The organism is Hymenobacter sediminicola (assembly GCF_014250515.1).
In the GTDB taxonomy this organism is placed as follows: Bacteria; Bacteroidota; Bacteroidia; order Cytophagales; family Hymenobacteraceae; genus Hymenobacter; species Hymenobacter sediminicola.
Genome location: NZ_CP060202.1, coordinates 2875807 through 2892580, shown reverse-complemented (window position 1 = coordinate 2892580; position 16774 = coordinate 2875807). Strand labels below are relative to the sequence as shown.

The window sequence follows — 16774 nt, the reverse complement described above, 5'->3', positions numbered from 1 at the left end:
AGTGAATGAATGAGAAAAGTAGGGCTTTGGGCAGAAGAAACTCAATATCTGCTGCCCTGGCCGGGCACCCAAGCGGGTACAAAAAAACCGTCAGATCCTTGGAAAGAGGATGTGACGGTACGGAGGGGAAAAGCGGGAACCGAAGTTCGGGGACCGTACCTTTGGAGGTGATGCAAGAGTTGAACCTGCCGCCTTTCGAATACAAAGTTACACAATCCAGCGAAAATTTGCTGATATGGGATGTACTGCGCCGCAAGCATGTGGTACTGACACCCGAAGAATGGGTACGCCAGCACGTGGTGCATTACCTCATCAACCACCGCGGCTACCCCAAAGGCCTGCTGAGTCTGGAGCAGGGGCACCGCTACAACCAGCGCCAGAAGCGCACCGATTTGGTTGCGCTGGATGCTAGTGGCCTCCCGCTGCTGCTAGTGGAATGCAAGCGCCCCACAGTGCCCATCACGGCCGCAGTGGCTATGCAGGCTGCCACCTACAACCAGACCATTGGTGCTCCGCTGCTACTGCTGACCAATGGCCTGCATCATTTCTGCTGGCGCGTGAATTTCGAGCAGCGTACCAACGAGCGGCTGCCCGAAGTGCCGCACTATGTCGGGTCGGCCGGAAATAACCTGCTATCAAATTGAGAGGCTTATACTGAATGAGTTGCGGTAATTTACTTTCTTTATAACCTCTCGAGTATACTTCTGCTTTATTACAGTTGCTGCCGCTTCTGCTGCATGAGCAAAAGACCAATAGACGGGAAGCTGCCAGCGTGAGACGAATTGTTTTGCTTCCGACCGACTATGATAGATGCAGGCACGCCGCTGGATAGTACAGCATTTGAGCACAGTGCGGAAGCCGCATTCAGGTTAGATGTAAATGGCCGGTTGCTTCAACTGACAGCCGGGTTCGCCAGCTTGCTCCAGCAGCCCGCTGCGCACCTAGCCGGACAATTGCTCATGGAGTTCATGGTTTCATCGGAAGCTGACGCCATGCGCCAACACCTGCGCCGCGCGGCGGCCGGCGAAGTAGTGGCACATGAAGCGCAACTGCTAGTGCAGGGCCAGCCATTCCCGGTTACGCTGACGCTGCTGCCTTTGCCTGCCGCTGAAGGGCAAGCTGCAGGAGTCTATGGGTTGGTCAGGAAGGAACTGGCATCGTCCACAAATTCCTTGTTGCTGGAGCGCGAAAAGCATCTGTCAGTCATCTTCGATAACATTGCTGACGTGACGTTTGTGCTGCGGCGGGAAGAAGACGGGCAGTTTCGGTTTATGTTTGTGAACAAGGCATTCGAGCAAACGACGGGTGTTCCGGCGGCTCGGGTAGTGGGGAGCTTGGTCTCGGAAATTATTCCTGAGCCTTCGCTTAGCATGGTGCTAGAGCACTATAATACGGCGCTGCGCACCATGAAAAGCGTGGTTTGGCAGGAGGTATCAGATTACCCGAACGGACGCAAAACGGCCGAAGTAAGCATAACGCCCGTGCTGGAATCGGATGGCACCTGCTGCCAACTGGTAGGAATTGTGCACGACCTGACTGCGCAGAAGGAAGTAGAAGCAGACCTGCAGACCAGTAACGAACGGTTTCAGTATGCTCTCAGGGCTACCACTGATGCTCTTTATGATTGGAACGTGGCCGCCAACACGCTGTTTTGGGGGGAGGGCTTTAATACGTTGTTTGGCTATGAGCTAAAGCAAAATCCGACCCCATTCAGCACGTGGGCTGATGCCGTAGAAGAAGCGGAACACCAGCGGGTAGTGGCGGGTCTGGTGCAAACGGCCTTCAATACCGCTAATACATTCTGGCAACAGGAGTACAAGTTTCTCCGTGCTGACGGCTCCTGGGCAGTCGTATTCGACCGGGGCTATATCCTACGCGACGAGCATGGCTATCCGGTCCGGATGATTGGCGCAATGCAGGATATCACGGCTCGCAAGGAAGCGGAGGAGAAACAACAGCTGCTGGCCGACAGGCTGGGCAAGCAAAATGCCGACCTGCAACAGTTTGCCTACATCGTGTCGCATAACCTGCGGGCACCACTGGCGAATGCGCTTGGCTACAGCAACCTGCTTCTGCGAGTTGATAAAGCGTCGCCGGTATTCGACGAGTCACTGAACCACCTGCGCACCAGCATCCAACTGTTGGATGGGGTGCTGGCCGATGTCAACGGAATTCTGGCTATTCGCGACCAGCAGGGCAGCTACCGGCCAGAGCCAGTGGCAATAGCGGCCGTATGCCAGCAGGCCTTGACTGGCCTAGAGAAGCAGCTCCGTCAGTGCGGCGGCCAGTTGCACTGCAGCATTGCCGAGCAACTGCATGTGCAGGGAAGCCGGGCGTATTTCCACAGTATTTTCCACAACCTGATTTCCAATGCCATCAAATACCGGTCTGATGCGCGTCCGCTGCAGATTACCATCGAGGCTTCTGCAACTGCCGATGAGCGTGTGACGATAGATGTATGGGATAACGGCTCCGGATTCGACCAGGAGAAGGAAGGGGAAGACGTCTTCCAGCTCTACCGCCGCTTCCATCCCGACAAGCCGGGCCGGGGTATCGGATTATTTTTAGTGAAATCCCATGTAGAATCCATGAACGGCCGTATTAGCGTTCAGAGCAAAGTGGGGGTCGGAACCCACTTCACCCTAGAGTTCTAGCGTTATGCGAATTGAAACCTACTTAATTGACGACGATTCACTCAGCATCTACCTTACAGAGCAGCTGTTGCGGGCCGAAGGGTTTTCAAACTTGATCTGCACGTTTGTTTCGGCTACTCAGGCGTTGCAGCAGCTGGTCCAGAACAAGGAGAAGACGGTGCCGCAAGTAGTTTTTCTGGATTTGAATATGCCCGTGATGAACGGCTGGCAGTTTTTGGAGGCGCTAGCACCCTACACCGACGAATTGCAGGGGCGCTGCCAGATCTACATTCTCACCTCGTCGCTGGCACTTTCGGACATGGAAAAGGCGAAGCAATATGAGCTGGTTGCCGGTTTGATCCACAAGCCCATTGATTCGGAAGAAATAAAGGCCATCCAGGCACGGCTGCAGGAGCAGGAAGGGTAGAACAGCGCCACACAAACCGGCTGGCTCAGCGGTAGAGCGTGTTGTCGAGTAGCCCAGCGGTGAAGAACTGCACGCAGGCTTTCAGCTCATTGCCGTATTGCTGCAGCTTCTGCGGATCGGGGTTGAGCAGCGGTTTGGCCGGAATAAAGTGCGTCTGATAAGGATACAACCGGACTTTATTGTCGGCGGTCAGTTCCGTTACAAAGTCAGCATGCACCAGAAAATAGCTGCCGCCGCTCAGGAAAAGAGCCCGCCCCATGGTTCCGGCATCAAAAGCTGAGTAGCCGAAAGGCAATAAGCGAGACGCTGGCACGGGTACATCCAGCACATCCAGCACCGTAGCTGGTACGTCGGCTTGCTGAGTAATGCGGTGCACGTTGGCGGCGGGCAAGGTTCGGCCAGGATGAAAAAGCAGAAGCGGCGTTTTGTAAGCGCCCAGTGTGTTGAGGTAGGCCGGATTGTCGCTCTGGGAAGTGTGGTCGGCGAGTAGCACAAACAACGTGCGGCGGTACCAGGGCTGGCGGGCAGCTGCCGCAAAAAAGCGCCGCAACGCATAATCGGTGTAGGCAATAGTGGGCTGGATAGGCAGGGTGCCAGCCGGAAATTTTCCTTTGTATTCGCCTGGTAGCGTAAATGGCTCGTGGGCGCTTAGCGTGAATACAGTGCTGAAAAATGGTTCCTTCTTTCGGCTAAGTTCCCGGTTGAAATACTGCAGGTAAGGCTCATCGAAAACACCCCAGTGGCCGTCATAATCGGGGCTCTTTGCGCCACCTGGGTACTCGTCCAGACCATAATACTGCTGTATTCCCGCAATACCGGAAAAGGTATTGAAGCCCATAGTGCCGTTTTGGGCGCCGTGAAAAACAGATGTAGCATAGCCGCGCTGGCCCAGCAGTTCACCAAGCCCATGCAGCTCATTGGTCTGGAAGCTGGAAGTAATGAACGAATTGTCCATCAAGCCGGGCAAGCCGGCCAGTGTGGCGGGCAGGGCCTCAATGGAGCGGCGGCCATTGGCATAATGCTCACGAAACAGCACGCCGCCGTGCGTCGCCAACGAATCGAAAAACGGCGTGTAGCCGGTTTGGCCGCTGTTTTCAACCCCCGTGTATTCCGATGCAAAGCTTTCCAGTAGCAGAATCACCACGTTATCAGCGGTGGGTGGGGCAGCCGCTGGTGGCAGAGGGCGGGCTGCCAGGGCCTGGCGCAACTCAGCAGGAGAGCGGAAATACGTTTTGCGCTCTATCGTTTGGGCATCAATACTTTTCAGGAATGTGAAGGTGCTGTTGAGGGCCAAGTGGCCCAGCACGGCCGGCTGCTGCCCGAATGCGTGCCCGGTGCGCAACGGCTTTAGCTGCAGCCCACCCCGAATACCCAGCACCACCAGCCCGGCCAGCAGTACCAACTGCGCCCCAAAAATCAGCGCAATAGTTGTACGGCTTTTGGCTGCTGGTAGTGGGCCAGTTGGCGCGGGCAAGGGCTTGGGCAGTGGATACAGCCGCCACAGTGCCAGCAGCAGCAGCCCAAACGGAATCAGCAGATACCAGTAGTTGAGCAGTAGCTGTCCGGCCTGCCGCCGCACATCATCCCCGATAGTAACCAGTTCGTTGCTGGTGCGCCGCCCAATGAAGCGGAAGTATTCCGTATCAATCAGGTTAAGGGCCACCCCGAACCCATTGAGTAGCAGCCATACCGCCCGCAGCATCCGCTGCCATACTTGCCCGCGGCTCGGCACCAACGACAGCACAATAACCGGCACATTCAGCAGCAACAGCGCCGACATGTCGAAGCGGAAGCCGTGCCAGAAGGCCAGCAGCAGGGCAGTGAGTTCCGCTTCCTGAAAAATGCTGGCGTTGGCTACGTAGAATCCAAGGCGCAGCAATAGGTAAGCCCCCATTAACAGGGCCAGACGGCGTAGCAGCAACCACAGAAACTCAGCAGGCATACAAAACGAGAAATCAGTGCTGCCCGCCTGCCCTGAACAGGCCGGCTAGCGGCGGAAGAGTGAAGGACGCTACAGCTTACAGCGGTTTCAGACTGATGGACTGTCCATCTGGCAAATCCTTAATCTGGCGGTAGAAATCGGCTAGCCAAGCCAGCCTCTCAGTGGCACCTATTGCCTTAAAGCTGGGCGTTTGCTGCCCATCGGTGGCCATGCAGAAAGGCGGGTAAACGCTTAGCAACTGGCCTGGCCGCAGCACACCACCATTTTGCTGGAAGGCTCGCAGCGGCTCCATTCCCAGTGCATCTACCGGAAACTTTTCGGCCCCGAATAGAAAGTGCTTGAAATCCACTTCCAGGTCGGCCAGCTCGCCGGTTTCCGTGTCCAGCCATAGCACGGCATCACCACGCAGCAGAAACTGGTTGCCGGCGCAATCCTGAGCAAACGGAATATCGGTTTCCTGCACTATAGCATACGTGCGCCAGAACGCCTGCTCGCCCTGCCATGCTTCCGCCAGAGAGTGCCAGCTTAGATCAGAAACGCAGCCCCGGATGTGCAGCCCGCCAAAGTAAGCCACTATACCGTTTTGTTCGCGCAAAAAGGCTTGCAGGTAGGAAGGGAGGCGCGCGAAACTCACCAGATCCGTCAGTTCACTGCCTTTGTATAGAATGCCTTTCATGTGGGAGTTAATAAGATCAGGAAGGAGCAAGTGGCTGCCTGCCGATTCAGTGTGTACCGGCACGACAGCCGGAATTCGGATAGTAAAGAAAAATTGAGCGCCCTAACAGCCAACATGCTGCCAGAACGCCCAATTCTTACTTGCTACTTCTCAATTACTAGTTAAGCAACAGCTTCTTCCATTACGGATTCTACGGTTTCCAGTGGCAGCCCCCAAGCGTCGGCTACGCCTTTGTACACCACTTTGCCGTGCACCACGTTCAGGCCGAGGCGCAGGGCCTCGTCGCGGCGGCAGGCTTCCTGCCAGCCCAGGTTAGCCAGCTTCACCGCATAAGGCAGCGTGGCGTTGGTCAGGGCTAGTGTAGACGTGTAGGGTACTGCGCCCGGCATGTTGGCCACGCAGTAATGCACGATGTCGTCGATAATGAAAGTTGGGTCTTCGTGCGTGGTGGGGCGGCAGGTTTCAATACAGCCACCCTGGTCCACCGCTACGTCCACGAGCACCGTGCCGGCACGCATGGTCTTCAGCATGTCGCGCGTGATGAGGTGCGGGGCTTTGGCACCCGGAATCAGCACGGCGCCAATGATGAGGTCGGCGGTTTTGATGGCTTCGCGGATGTTGTACTCGTTGGAGTACTGCGTTACCACGTTCTTGGGCATGAAGTCGTCCAGCTCGCGCAGGCGGTTCAGGCTGATGTCCATTACGGTTACTTTGGCGCCCAGGCCGGCCGCAATTTTGGCAGCCTGCGTACCCACGATACCAGCACCCAGCACCAGCACTTCTGCAGGCTTAACGCCGGGCACACCACCCAGCAGAATACCACGGCCTTTCAGCGGCTTCTCCAGGTACTTGGCACCTTCCTGCGGGGCCATACGGCCAGCTACTTCACTCATCGGGATGAGCAGGGGCAGCGCGCGTGAGGGCAGCTCCACCGTTTCGTAAGCCAGGCAAACTGCCTTACGCTCAATCATGGCGTGGGTCAGCTCCTCACCCGAGGCAAAGTGGAAATACGTGAACAGCAGTTGATTCTCCTTGATGAGGGGATACTCCGAGGCAATGGGCTCCTTCACCTTCACAATCATCTCGGCCTTGGCGTACACATCCTCGATGGTCGGCAAAACCGTGGCGCCAGCCTGCTCATACTCGGCGTCCGAGAAGCCGCTGCCGAGGCCGGCGGTGGCTTGCACGTACACGTCGTGGCCATGCTTGCGGAATTCAGCTACACCGGCAGGAGTCAGACCTACGCGGTTTTCGTTGTTCTTGATTTCTTTCGGTACGCCGATGATCATGGCAGAACGTGAGGGTAAATGGGTGGAATAAGGCCACAAAGATAGGCACCGCCGCTGGCATTGTGCACGAAGCCTGCCACTGCTTGCCGGCAATACGCCAAATTTTATAATGCACCGAGCCCCTGGCATCCATACAGACGCCAGGGGCTCGGGTATCGTGTTAGCAGGAAACGTTTCAGACAAGCCAATCAGCCGGTCTAAGCTAAGCAATGCGCTACTTGAACGGCACCACAGCACCACTTTCCTTCACCATGCTGCCGCCGTTCAGGTCGCGCACAATGTTGGCTTTCAGCGTGATTTTTACGTCGCCGTTCAAATCATTGGATGTCAGCGTGGCCACATCGGCCATCTGGCCGGTCTGGCGCTGAGCATACAGAAGCTCTATTACAGCACTCTTACCCGGCTGAATAGTAGGCGGCACCGACTTATACCCGACGCAGTTGCAGGCCGACGTAATCATGCCCAGTTCCAGTGGCTGTTTGCCTGTGTTCTTCACCGTGAACTTGGCCACCACCTGCTGCCCCGATTCCATCTTGCCAAAATCGTGGGTGGTGCGGTCCAGCATCAGCCGTGGCGACTGTGCCAGCTGTGCAGGCGTCAGTGCCTCCTTGGCTTCTGACTTCGATACGACGTCGCCTTTGATGGTGAGCACCGCACTGGGGGTGCTAGCATTGCTGGTTACGGTCACGGTTTTGGAGAAGATACCCGGGCGGCCCGCGCTGCTGTACATAGCCTTGATGATGCCCGACTTACCTGGCAATACCGGCGTCTTAGTCCAGTCGGGCGTAGTGCAGCCGCATGAAGCCTGCACATTGGCAATCATGATGGGCTGGTTGCCGGTGTTCTTGAATTTGAACTCGTGCGTCGCCATGGTGCCTTCCGGCACTTTGCCGAAGTCATGCGCGTCCTTTTCGAAGGTCATTACGCCCTGGGCGCGGCTACCGAAAGCCAGCAGGGTAAGGAGCAGGAGGGAGGCAAGGTGTTTCATAAGATGGGGCACAAAGTGGGTGCTTTGTGTTTCGTTGAGTAGGAAGGTACCGGCCGGTGCAGAAGCCGCAAGGGCAAACATAACACGAGGCAAAAATGTCGCACTATGGCATGCCTCCCCAAAGATATACAAAAACGCTCCGGCACCGTAAGCATTGGCGCAACGAATGCTCCCGGCCAAATCCGTACTTTTGGGCATCTGTTCCTCGCAGGTACTCTTTCCGCCCCCTGTTTACCTGGCATCAACATCCCTCCCCATCCGTTTTATGCCCACTGCTGAATCTGCTGACCTGATGGCTACTGCCACTACCTTAACTAAAGAAGAACTGCTCCGCGACTATCGTTTGGGCTGGGAAAGCCGGCAGGCGTCGTTGGCCGGCCGCAAGGAAGTATTTATGGGCAAGGCCAAGTTCGGCATCTTCGGCGACGGCAAAGAGCTGCCGCAGCTGGCCATGGCGCGGGCCTTTCAGCCCGGCGACTGGCGCTCCGGCTACTACCGCGACCAGACGTTTATGCTGGCCGCCGGCGAACTAACGCTGCAGCAGTATTTCGCGCAGCTCTATGCCCACCCCGATGCCGAAGCCGAGCCCGCCACTGCCGGCCGCGCCATGAACGGCCACTTCGCCACGCGCATCCTGGACGAGGACGGCAACTTCAAAAACCTGGTACAGAGCAAAAACTCTTCCGCCGATATTTCGCCCACAGCCGGCCAGATGCCGCGCCTCGTAGGGCTGGCTTACGCTTCCAAGCTCTACCGCCAGAACCCCGACCTGCATCAGTTCGACCAGTTTTCGGTGAACGGCAACGAGGTGGCGTTTGGTACCATCGGCAACGCCAGTACTTCCGAAGGCATGTTCTTCGAGGCGCTGAATGCCGCTGGTGTGCTTCAGATTCCGATGCTGATGAGCGTCTGGGATGACCACTACGGCATTTCGGTGCCGGCTGAGTATCAGACCACCAAGCAAAGCATTTCCGCCATTCTGGCTGGCCTGCAGCGCGACGGGGAAGGCGAGCAGGGCTTCGAGATTTTCGTGGTAAAAGGCTGGGACTACGCTGCCTTGGTTGATACGTACCAGCGCGCCGCCGAGCTGTGCCGCACCCAGCACGTGCCAGTGCTCATTCACGTGACCGAAGTAACGCAGCCGCAGGGCCACAGCACCAGCGGCTCGCACGAGCGGTATAAGTCCAAAGATCGGCTTTCGTGGGAAGAGGAGCACGACTGCCTGCGCAAGATGCGCGAGTGGCTGCTGGCCGAAGCCTATGCTACCGAAGAGGAGCTGAATCAGATTGAAGCTGAGGCCAAAGAAACTGTGAAAGTAGCCCGCACAGCCGCTTGGAGTGAGTTCTTCAACCCCATCAAGCAGGAACGCGACGAGGTGGTGGTGATGCTCAACAAGCTGGTAGCCGAAACCGGAACAGAAAATGGCCTGCATGAGCTGGTAGAGCATTTGGAGCACAGTCCCACGCCTATCCGTGCTGATTTGGTGCGCACCACACGCCGGGCGTTGCGCCAAGTGCGGGGCCAGCGTAGCGGGGCTCGCCGCGAACTGGTAAACTGGCTGGAGCAGGCCCTCGCCGAAAACGCGGACCGTTACAACTCTTACCTGTTCAGCCAAAGCGAGGAAGCCGTTGGCAACATCGAGGAGGTGAAGGTGGCCTTTGCTGCCGATGCCCCACAGGTAGATGGCCGCGAAGTACTGCAAGCCTGTTTCGACGCCAATTTTCAGCGCGACCCGCGCATCTTCGCCATTGGCGAGGACGTGGGCCGTATCGGCGACGTAAACCAAGCCTTTGCCGGCTTGCAGGATAAGTTCGGCGAACTGCGCGTGACGGATACCGGCATTCGGGAGTGCACTATTGTGGGGCAGGGCATCGGGGCCGCATTGCGCGGTCTGCGTCCCATCACCGAAATTCAGTACCTCGACTACCTGCTCTACGCCATTCAGATTCTGAGTGACGACGTAGCCTGCCTGCAGTACCGCACCAAGGGTGGTCAGAAAGCGCCGCTCATCGTGCGCACCCGCGGCCACCGCCTCGAAGGCATCTGGCACAGCGGCTCACCCATCCAGATGATTCTGGGCTCCATCCGGGGCATGCACCTGTGCGTACCGCGCGACATGACGCAGGCCGCAGGATTCTACAACACCTTGCTGCGTTCTGATGAGCCAGCCATTGTGATTGAGTGCCTTAACGGTTACCGCCTGAAAGAGCGGATCCCGAGCAACGTAGGCGAGTTTACGCTGCCGCTGGGCATGCCCGAAGTGCTGCGCGAAGGAACCGACGTAACGATTGTTACCTACGGCTCGATGTGCCGCATTGTGCTGGAAGCCGCTAAGCAACTCGCCGACGCGGGTATTTCGGTAGAAGTGCTGGACGTGCAAACCCTACTCCCTTTCGATTTAGAGCACATCATCACGGACAGCATCCGCAAAACCAACCGGGTCATCTTCGCCGATGAAGACGTACCGGGCGGCGCTACGGCGTACATGCTGCAGCAGGTGCTCGATGAGCAGGATGCCTACCGCTACCTCGACTCAGCGCCGCGCTGCATTGCGGCCCAGCCTCACCGCCCGCCCTACGGCTCCGACGGCGACTACTTCAGCAAGCCTAATACCGAAGATGTGTTCGATACGGTGTACGCGCTGATGCAGGAAGTTGACCCCAAGCAGTTCCCGGCCATTTACTAGTGCCTAAACAGAAAATCCCCGCTGGTGCTGCAAAACGCGGCCAGCGGGGATTTCTTATGTGGGTTATGCTGCTTATTACTGGGGCGCTACAACAAAGCTGGAGGTAGTAACGGTGTTGCTGGTATTAAGCGCACGGTCCTTAATCGTCACCTCAAACCGCACTTCCTGGCCTGGGTAAAAGGGGGAGCCCAGCGTAAATGCTTGGCTGAAGCGCAAATCACCCTGCAGCGGAGCTTTCTTGTCGATGTTTGGTGGCTCCAGATGCGGGAACTGGCCGTAATAGTCTTCCGGTTTGAGCACCAGCAAATCAGGCGTTATCGTGTAGGGCCGGAATTCCGTATCGCCAGGAGCCTTCACGAAGAGCTTGAAGTAATAATTCCAGTGGTTCAGGTTGAGCGTGCCGTCGCTATTAAGCCGCTTGTACGGATCATTGTTGTATTCTTCTTCCGTAAGGCCCAAGTCGCCGTCGCCGTCTTTGAAGCTTACCGTCACAATTACGCTATCAACCGGAATGCTGCCGTTGGAGGGCTGCCGCTTCACAATCAGCTCCTTAAATTCGATGCTGGGTGTTTCGGGAAAGTCGGGCGGACTGATACAAGAGCCAATGGCTACGCCGCCCACCACGATGAGCAACCCTGCACGAAGAGTACGAAACATGGTCATAGGAAACTGTAAACTACGATACGAGCTGCCGAAGCAACGGGCAAAAGGTACAACTTCTCAACGAAGCCGGAACGCAATTGTTATACTCTCTGCAAACCCCGCTTCCTGCTAATGAGTTTCCGCGACGACTACCTGAATGCATTGCCTCACCTGACGGATGCTACGGCCCCAGCGGTGGCCCTGCGCCTGTTCCGGCACCAGGCCGAGCACTGCCCACCTTACCGCGCCTACCTCGCGGCCCTAGGCCGCAATCCGGCGCAGGTGCAGCAGCTGGCGGATATTCCGTTTTTGCCCATCGAGTTTTTCAAAACGCATGAGGTCCGCACGAAGCCGGAAAGCTGGACGCCGCAGGAGCTGTTTCTGAGCAGCGGCACCACGCAGCAGCAGCGCAGCCACCATCACCTCCGCCACCCGCAGCTCTACCGCCAGAACGCCGCCCATATTTTCCAGCGCTACTATGGTCCCTTGCAGGACTGGACGTTTTTGGCGCTGTTGCCATCCTATCTGGAGCAGGGCCATTCGTCGCTGGTCGCTATGGTCGAGTACTTTGCCCGCGAATCAGGACAACAGCAGCAGGCCTTTTTCCTGCACGACCATAGCGCGCTGCTGCAGGCGCTGGGCGAGGCGAAAGAGCAGGGGCGGCGCGTACTGCTGTTTGGGGTGAGCTATGCGCTACTGGACCTAGCAGCAGAATATGGTGCCGTGTCGGAACTGCAGGGCCTGACCGTGCTGGAAACTGGTGGTATGAAAGGGCGCCGCCGCGAGATGATCCGGGAGGAGCTACACCAGGAACTCCAGCAGGCATTCGGGCCGGCCGGCATTCACTCCGAGTACGGTATGACGGAACTGCTCAGCCAGGCCTACAGCTTCGGGGATGGGCGTTTCCATGCGCCGCCGCAGTTGCAAGTGTTGCTGCGCGACCCCGCCGACCCGTTTGCCGTATCCGCCACCCGCCCCGACGGCGCCATTAATGTCATCGACCTAGCCAACATAGACTCCTGCGCTTTCATCGAAACCAAGGACCTAGCCCGGATGCATCCCGATGGGTCCTTCGAAGTGCTTGGCCGGATAGATAACTCTGATGTGCGCGGCTGCAACCAGATGGTGAGCAGCTAATCTGGCTTTGTCTTTCCGAACAGCATAGGAATCGGGCTGACAGTTCACTTCTTCACGACAGTAATCACGCCGTCGTGCTCCAGGCGAACCTCTTTGATAGTGGACAGGTCGTTGGTGCTGGCAGCGGCCCGTACGCCGGCACGAAGCTCCTGCTCGCTCACACTGGCTTGGCGCAACTCGTGCTGATGAATGGTTGCCCCTTCCGCTAAGATGGAGTCGGAGCCTTTCACCAGCTTGCGCAGCAGTGGCGAAAAATACACTGCGTATGCCAGTGTCCGGTGCACAAATACCAAAGCAGCAGCGGCCACGAACGTAATGCCCATTGGCGCATCAGCAATAATGACGCGGCTGAGTAGGGCGCCAAACATGAATTTCACTACCATGTCGAGGGCACTATTGCCGCCGAATGTGCGGCGACCCGACAGCCGCAGCAGCACCAGCGCCACCAGAAACACCAGTACAGCCCGCGCGCAGGTTTGCCCAATGGTAATGGTGTCGGCCGTGGCTTGCATGCCCAGTAGGTTGTTGAAAAACTCCTGCATTGCATATCGGGTTTGAGACAAAATAAACAACAGCGCGGGCCAGCAACCGGAGGCTTACCCGGCGGCTGGCCCGCGCTGTCTGTAGTTACACTAAAACTGCCGCCGCTAGCTGATGTTTGCCAACGACCGGAAGTTATTTACCGGCAAACGCCTTGGCGTCGGCCGCGGAAATGGTGTCGTCGCTCATGATGACGAGGCGCTCCACTACGTTGCGTAGCTCCCGGATATTGCCGCGCCAATCGAGGCCTTTAAGATACTCTAAGGCAGCAGCATCAATCTGTTTGGGCTTGGTGCCATAGTCGCTGGCTATGTCCTTGAGGAACTTCTCAATAAGCTCCGGAATATCGTCGCGGCGGTCATTGAGGGCCGGTACCTGAATCAGGATGACGGAGAGGCGATGGTACAGGTCTTCGCGGAAGTTACGGTCTGCAATTTCCTGGAGCAGGTTTTTGTTGGTGGCCGCCAGCACGCGCACATTCACCGAAATTTCCTTCTCGCCACCTACGCGGGTAATCTTGTTTTCCTGCAAAGCACGCAGCACTTTAGCCTGCGCCGAAAGGCTCATGTCGCCAATTTCATCCAGGAAAAGCGTGCCGCCATCGGCCTGCTCAAATTTACCGATACGCTGTTTCACGGCCGACGTAAACGACCCTTTCTCGTGCCCAAACAGCTCTGATTCAATCAACTCGGAAGGAATGGCAGCGCAGTTCACCTCTACCAGCGGGCCGTTGGCGCGGTTGCTGAGTTCGTGCAGCTGGCGCGCTACCATCTCTTTGCCAGCTCCATTAGGCCCGGTAATGAGCACCCGCGCGTCAGTAGGAGCTACTTTTTCAATGGCCTTGCGTACTGCCCCAAGGCCCTCCGATGAGCCAATCATCTCGGAGCTTTTGGCCACTTTTTTCTTTAATGTTTTGGTTTCGGCCACCAGCTTGGTGCGGTCCAGGGCGTTGCGCACGGTCACGAGCAGCCGGTTGAGGTCTGGTGGCTTCTGCAGGAAATCGTAGGCGCCTTTCTTGGTAGCATCCACGGCCATTTCCACATTGCCGTGCGCCGATACCATGATGAAAGCGGCATCCGGAGCCAGCACACTAGCCCGCTCCAGCACCTCAATGCCATCCATTTTGGGCATTTTGATGTCGCAGAGCACCACGTCATATTTGTCGCGGATGAGCATGTCGAGGCCGGTGGGGCCGTCTTCTGCCTGATCTACTTGGTAGCTTTCGTATTCGAGAATCTCCTTTAGCGTATTGCGAATGGCCTTTTCGTCGTCAATGATGAGAATGCGGGGCATGGGCTGAAGTAAGAGGAAATGGGAAAAGTCAAAGTAACGAAAACCTGCGTGCAAACGATGTCGTCGGCACGGAAGACACTACTAGTATAGGGGCGTGCTGCCCACGCTAGGGGTTAACGCTTGGTAGCTCCAGCGTAGCAGCGGGCAGGCCCTCGGTCGTGGCCGTGACACGCAGGGTACCCGCTGTTCGGCCGGCCCGTAGCAGCGTCGTAGCGACGCCTGCCTCAGCCGCTACCGGGTTGTCGCCGAGCAGTTCTGCATCACCCGTTACGGCAAAACGAATGGGCGTGGTGGCAGTCGGGATGGGCGTGTTTTGGGCATCTACTACGGTAGCGTACACAAACACGGCATCTTGGCGGCCAGCCGTCAGGTCGCGGCCGCTTTTATCGAAAGAGAGCTGCACATGGTGAGGGCTGCCTGGAGTGCGACAGGTGTGTTCTGCTGCCGGTTTTGCGTTTTGGTAGGCTACTGCCCGCAGTGTGCCCGTGGCAAACGCCGGGACTGTGAAGGTGAAAGAGGGGTGCGCCAGCTGGTTGGAGTACCGGTCTTGGTCGGGGCGTTGGCGGGCTAGCGTGCGGCCATCCAGCTGCAATTCTACCTCACTACAGTTGCTGTATACGCGCACTTGCCGGGGCGTGCTGCTGGCTTGGGCATAGCTTGCAATGAACACAATGGGCTTACCGAAACCCAAGGCGTCGGGCACGGGGCCATATTGGCTCTGGTAGAAGTAGAACGCGAATTTGGGCAGCCGGTAGATATCCATGATGCCTGAAGATTCGATGTCCGGGTCGTAGCCGCGTTTATAGTCGAACTGCAGCCAGTTGGCGTCGCCGATGGCCGGCCCGATGAAGTTGTCGTTGTGGGCTTCCTGGAAGTTGAGGGCCTGCTGCGCCAGCGCCTGCTCGCCCTGGCCCCGCAATTGCCGCGACGTGCGTTCCGAGGCCTTCAGGCCCGCGTAGGCTGTTTGGTTGAAGCCGGCGTTCTGGGCGTAGTATTCCCAGTCGCCATATTCGCAGAGCAAAATAGGCTTCTGCTTGCTGTATTTGTGCCAGTAGTCGGGGGCTTTAGCGTGCTGGCGGGCCGGAATGAATACATCGTAGGCATAGTCTAGCCAGCCGCAGGTATACACATCGGTAGGCCAGGGCAGTTCCTCGTGCACTGCCTGGTGGGCCTGGTCCATGAACGACTTGCTCATGTCCGTCTCATTGAGGGCCGCTTCCCAGAGCACAATGCTGGGGTGGTTTCGGTCGCGGCGCACCATGTCGCGCACGTTCTGCAGGCTGTTGAGTTGGAACGCCGCGTCGCCGAAAAACTGCCAGCCCGGAATCGAGTTCATCACCAGTAGCCCCAGTTCGTCGCAGGCTTGCAGGAAGGCCGGCGAAGGAGGGTAGTGGGAGCAGCGCACAAAGTTGAAGCCGGCCTCCTTGATTTTCCAGGCGTCTCGGTACTGCATTTCATCCGACAGGGCGTAGCCCAAGTAGGGGTATTCCTGATGCCGGTTGGTACCCCGAAGTCGGGTTTTCTGGCCATTCAGGTAGAAGCCATCCGGCGCAAACCGAATGGTGCGGACGCCGGTAGAAAGCCGTTGCTGATCCACACGCTGGCCTTTGTCGTTCAGCACACTCACCACTACCTGGTAGAGGTAAGGGCGGTCTGCTGACCACAGAGTGGGCTGCGCCAGCGGCAGAAGTTGCCTTACCGATGTAGCCGCGCCCGGCGTGAGCAACGGCGCATCAGTGAGGGTACGTGCTACTTCCTTGCCCTGCGCATCCAGCACCACAGTCTGCACCTTGGAAATGCGGGCGTCGCGGTAATCATTCCGGACCTCAGTCTGAACATGCAGGGTAGCCTGCTGCTCACTCACATTCTCGTAGTGCAGCATAATGCCGCCGCCTGCCGGGCGGGCAGCTTCCACGGCGTCCGTGATGCGCAGCCGCTCCTGCACGACTAGCTGCACGGGCCGGTAAAGGCCACCATAGTAGTTAAAATCAAGGTCTTTAAGAGGCTTGCCGGGCGGAATGGCCTGGTTGTCCTGGTTGTTGAGCTTCACCAGCAGGCAGTTCTCCACATTAGCTTTCAGATAAGGCGTCAGATCTACGGTAAAGGGCAGGTAGCCGCCTTGGTGGCGAGCAAGACGCAGGCCGTTCAGGTACACATCGGCCTCGTGCATAGCTCCCTCGAAGCGGACTGCCACACGGCGGCTGGTGTCGGCGGCCGAAACCCGGAAAAACCGGCGGTAGAAACAGGTGCCCTGCCACTGCTGTTCCTTGGTAACGACTGCCTCCAGGCGCGGCGTGTGCGGCAACAGTACGCCCGCCCAAGGACGAACCTTGTCTTCGCGAACAAAGAAGGCCGGTCCGACTACGGTATCCACATCCCGCACAAATTCCCAGTCCGTGTTGAAACTAGCAGGCAGCGCGGTTTCACTGGGCTGAGAGGAACTGCCGGAGCGTGTGCAGGCTGCCAGAGACAGCCAGGCTACTAGTGCCAGACTATGTGGGAGAAAGTTGCGAAGCAGCAT

Annotated in this window: 13 protein-coding genes; 5 read left to right on the top strand and 8 right to left on the bottom strand. The window is 57.6% G+C overall.

Annotation, left to right across the window (positions count from 1 at the left end):
* The first annotated feature begins 227 nt into the window (after window positions 1-227).
* The 3 genes from H4317_RS12340 to H4317_RS12330 all read left to right on the top strand — a co-directional run bounded on the left by H4317_RS12340 (window position 228) and on the right by H4317_RS12330 (window position 3060).
* A complete protein-coding gene (locus H4317_RS12340; RefSeq protein WP_349772176.1) occupies window positions 228-644 on the top strand; it encodes a type I restriction enzyme HsdR N-terminal domain-containing protein in 417 nt (138 codons plus the stop codon).
* Window positions 645-803: 159 nt separating this feature from the next.
* The gene (locus H4317_RS12335) at window positions 804-2654 is read left to right on the top strand and encodes a PAS domain-containing sensor histidine kinase (RefSeq protein WP_185886900.1); all 1851 of its coding nucleotides are present in this window, start codon (window positions 804-806) and stop codon (window positions 2652-2654) included.
* Between the two features lie 4 nt (window positions 2655-2658).
* Complete coding sequence (locus tag H4317_RS12330; RefSeq protein WP_185886899.1) at window positions 2659-3060, top strand: response regulator; 402 nt, start codon at window positions 2659-2661, stop codon at window positions 3058-3060.
* A gap of 25 nt (window positions 3061-3085) precedes the next feature.
* Here the strand turns inward: H4317_RS12330 and H4317_RS12325 are convergent, their stop codons facing one another.
* From H4317_RS12325 to H4317_RS12310, 4 genes are all read right to left on the bottom strand, one after another.
* Window positions 3086-5002 (bottom strand): LTA synthase family protein, encoded by a 1917-nt coding sequence (locus H4317_RS12325; RefSeq protein ID WP_185886898.1) that lies wholly within the window; start codon window positions 5000-5002, stop codon window positions 3086-3088.
* A gap of 76 nt (window positions 5003-5078) precedes the next feature.
* Window positions 5079-5678, bottom strand: a complete 600-nt coding sequence (locus H4317_RS12320) for an SMI1/KNR4 family protein (protein ID WP_185886897.1) — start codon at window positions 5676-5678, stop codon at window positions 5079-5081.
* Window positions 5679-5839: 161 nt separating this feature from the next.
* The gene (ald, locus tag H4317_RS12315; protein ID WP_185886896.1) at window positions 5840-6967 is read right to left on the bottom strand and encodes an alanine dehydrogenase; all 1128 of its coding nucleotides are present in this window, start codon (window positions 6965-6967) and stop codon (window positions 5840-5842) included.
* A 214-nt stretch (window positions 6968-7181) separates the two neighbouring features.
* Window positions 7182-7955, bottom strand: coding sequence for a DUF1573 domain-containing protein (locus H4317_RS12310; RefSeq protein WP_185886895.1), 774 nt, complete (start codon window positions 7953-7955; stop codon window positions 7182-7184).
* 265 nt (window positions 7956-8220) lie between these two features.
* On the opposite strand from H4317_RS12310, the gene H4317_RS12305 reads away from it, so the two are divergent.
* A complete protein-coding gene (locus H4317_RS12305; RefSeq protein WP_185886894.1) occupies window positions 8221-10641 on the top strand; it encodes an alpha-ketoacid dehydrogenase subunit alpha/beta in 2421 nt (806 codons plus the stop codon).
* A gap of 75 nt (window positions 10642-10716) precedes the next feature.
* On the opposite strand, the gene H4317_RS12300 is transcribed toward H4317_RS12305, so the two are convergent.
* A complete protein-coding gene (locus H4317_RS12300; protein ID WP_185886893.1) occupies window positions 10717-11298 on the bottom strand; it encodes a hypothetical protein in 582 nt (193 codons plus the stop codon).
* A 117-nt stretch (window positions 11299-11415) separates the two neighbouring features.
* On the opposite strand from H4317_RS12300, the gene H4317_RS12295 reads away from it, so the two are divergent.
* Complete coding sequence (locus H4317_RS12295) at window positions 11416-12420, top strand: long-chain-fatty-acid--protein ligase (protein WP_185886892.1); 1005 nt, start codon at window positions 11416-11418, stop codon at window positions 12418-12420.
* 44 nt (window positions 12421-12464) lie between these two features.
* Here H4317_RS12295 and H4317_RS12290 read toward each other — a convergent pair whose 3' ends face one another.
* The 3 genes from H4317_RS12290 to H4317_RS12280 all read right to left on the bottom strand — a co-directional run bounded on the left by H4317_RS12290 (window position 12465) and on the right by H4317_RS12280 (window position 16774).
* Window positions 12465-12983, bottom strand: a complete 519-nt coding sequence (locus tag H4317_RS12290) for a DUF421 domain-containing protein (protein WP_185886891.1) — start codon at window positions 12981-12983, stop codon at window positions 12465-12467.
* Window positions 12984-13095: 112 nt separating this feature from the next.
* On the bottom strand, window positions 13096-14253 hold the full coding sequence (locus H4317_RS12285; RefSeq protein WP_185886890.1) for a sigma-54-dependent transcriptional regulator: 1158 nt from the start codon (window positions 14251-14253) through the stop codon (window positions 13096-13098).
* A 106-nt stretch (window positions 14254-14359) separates the two neighbouring features.
* Window positions 14360-16774, bottom strand: a complete 2415-nt coding sequence (locus H4317_RS12280; protein WP_185886889.1) for a glycoside hydrolase family 2 protein — start codon at window positions 16772-16774, stop codon at window positions 14360-14362.

Bases quoted from the DNA above. Each gene is read 5' to 3' on its own strand.
- H4317_RS12325 (WP_185886898.1), bottom strand. From the start codon at position 5,002: ATGCCTGCTGAGTTTCTGTGGTTGCTGCTACGCCGTCTGGCCCTGTTA.
- H4317_RS12280 (WP_185886889.1), bottom strand. From the start codon at position 16,774: ATGCTGCTTCGCAACTTTCTCCCACATAGTCTGGCACTAGTAGCCTGG.
- H4317_RS12310 (WP_185886895.1), bottom strand. From the start codon at position 7,955: ATGAAACACCTTGCCTCCCTCCTGCTCCTTACCCTGCTGGCTTTCGGT.
- ald (WP_185886896.1), bottom strand. From the start codon at position 6,967: ATGATCATCGGCGTACCGAAAGAAATCAAGAACAACGAAAACCGCGTA.
- H4317_RS12330 (WP_185886899.1), top strand. From the start codon at position 2,659: ATGCGAATTGAAACCTACTTAATTGACGACGATTCACTCAGCATCTAC.
- H4317_RS12305 (WP_185886894.1), top strand. From the start codon at position 8,221: ATGCCCACTGCTGAATCTGCTGACCTGATGGCTACTGCCACTACCTTA.
- H4317_RS12300 (WP_185886893.1), bottom strand. From the start codon at position 11,298: ATGTTTCGTACTCTTCGTGCAGGGTTGCTCATCGTGGTGGGCGGCGTA.
- H4317_RS12335 (WP_185886900.1), top strand. From the start codon at position 804: ATGATAGATGCAGGCACGCCGCTGGATAGTACAGCATTTGAGCACAGT.
- H4317_RS12295 (WP_185886892.1), top strand. From the start codon at position 11,416: ATGAGTTTCCGCGACGACTACCTGAATGCATTGCCTCACCTGACGGAT.
- H4317_RS12320 (WP_185886897.1), bottom strand. From the start codon at position 5,678: ATGAAAGGCATTCTATACAAAGGCAGTGAACTGACGGATCTGGTGAGT.
- H4317_RS12285 (WP_185886890.1), bottom strand. From the start codon at position 14,253: ATGCCCCGCATTCTCATCATTGACGACGAAAAGGCCATTCGCAATACG.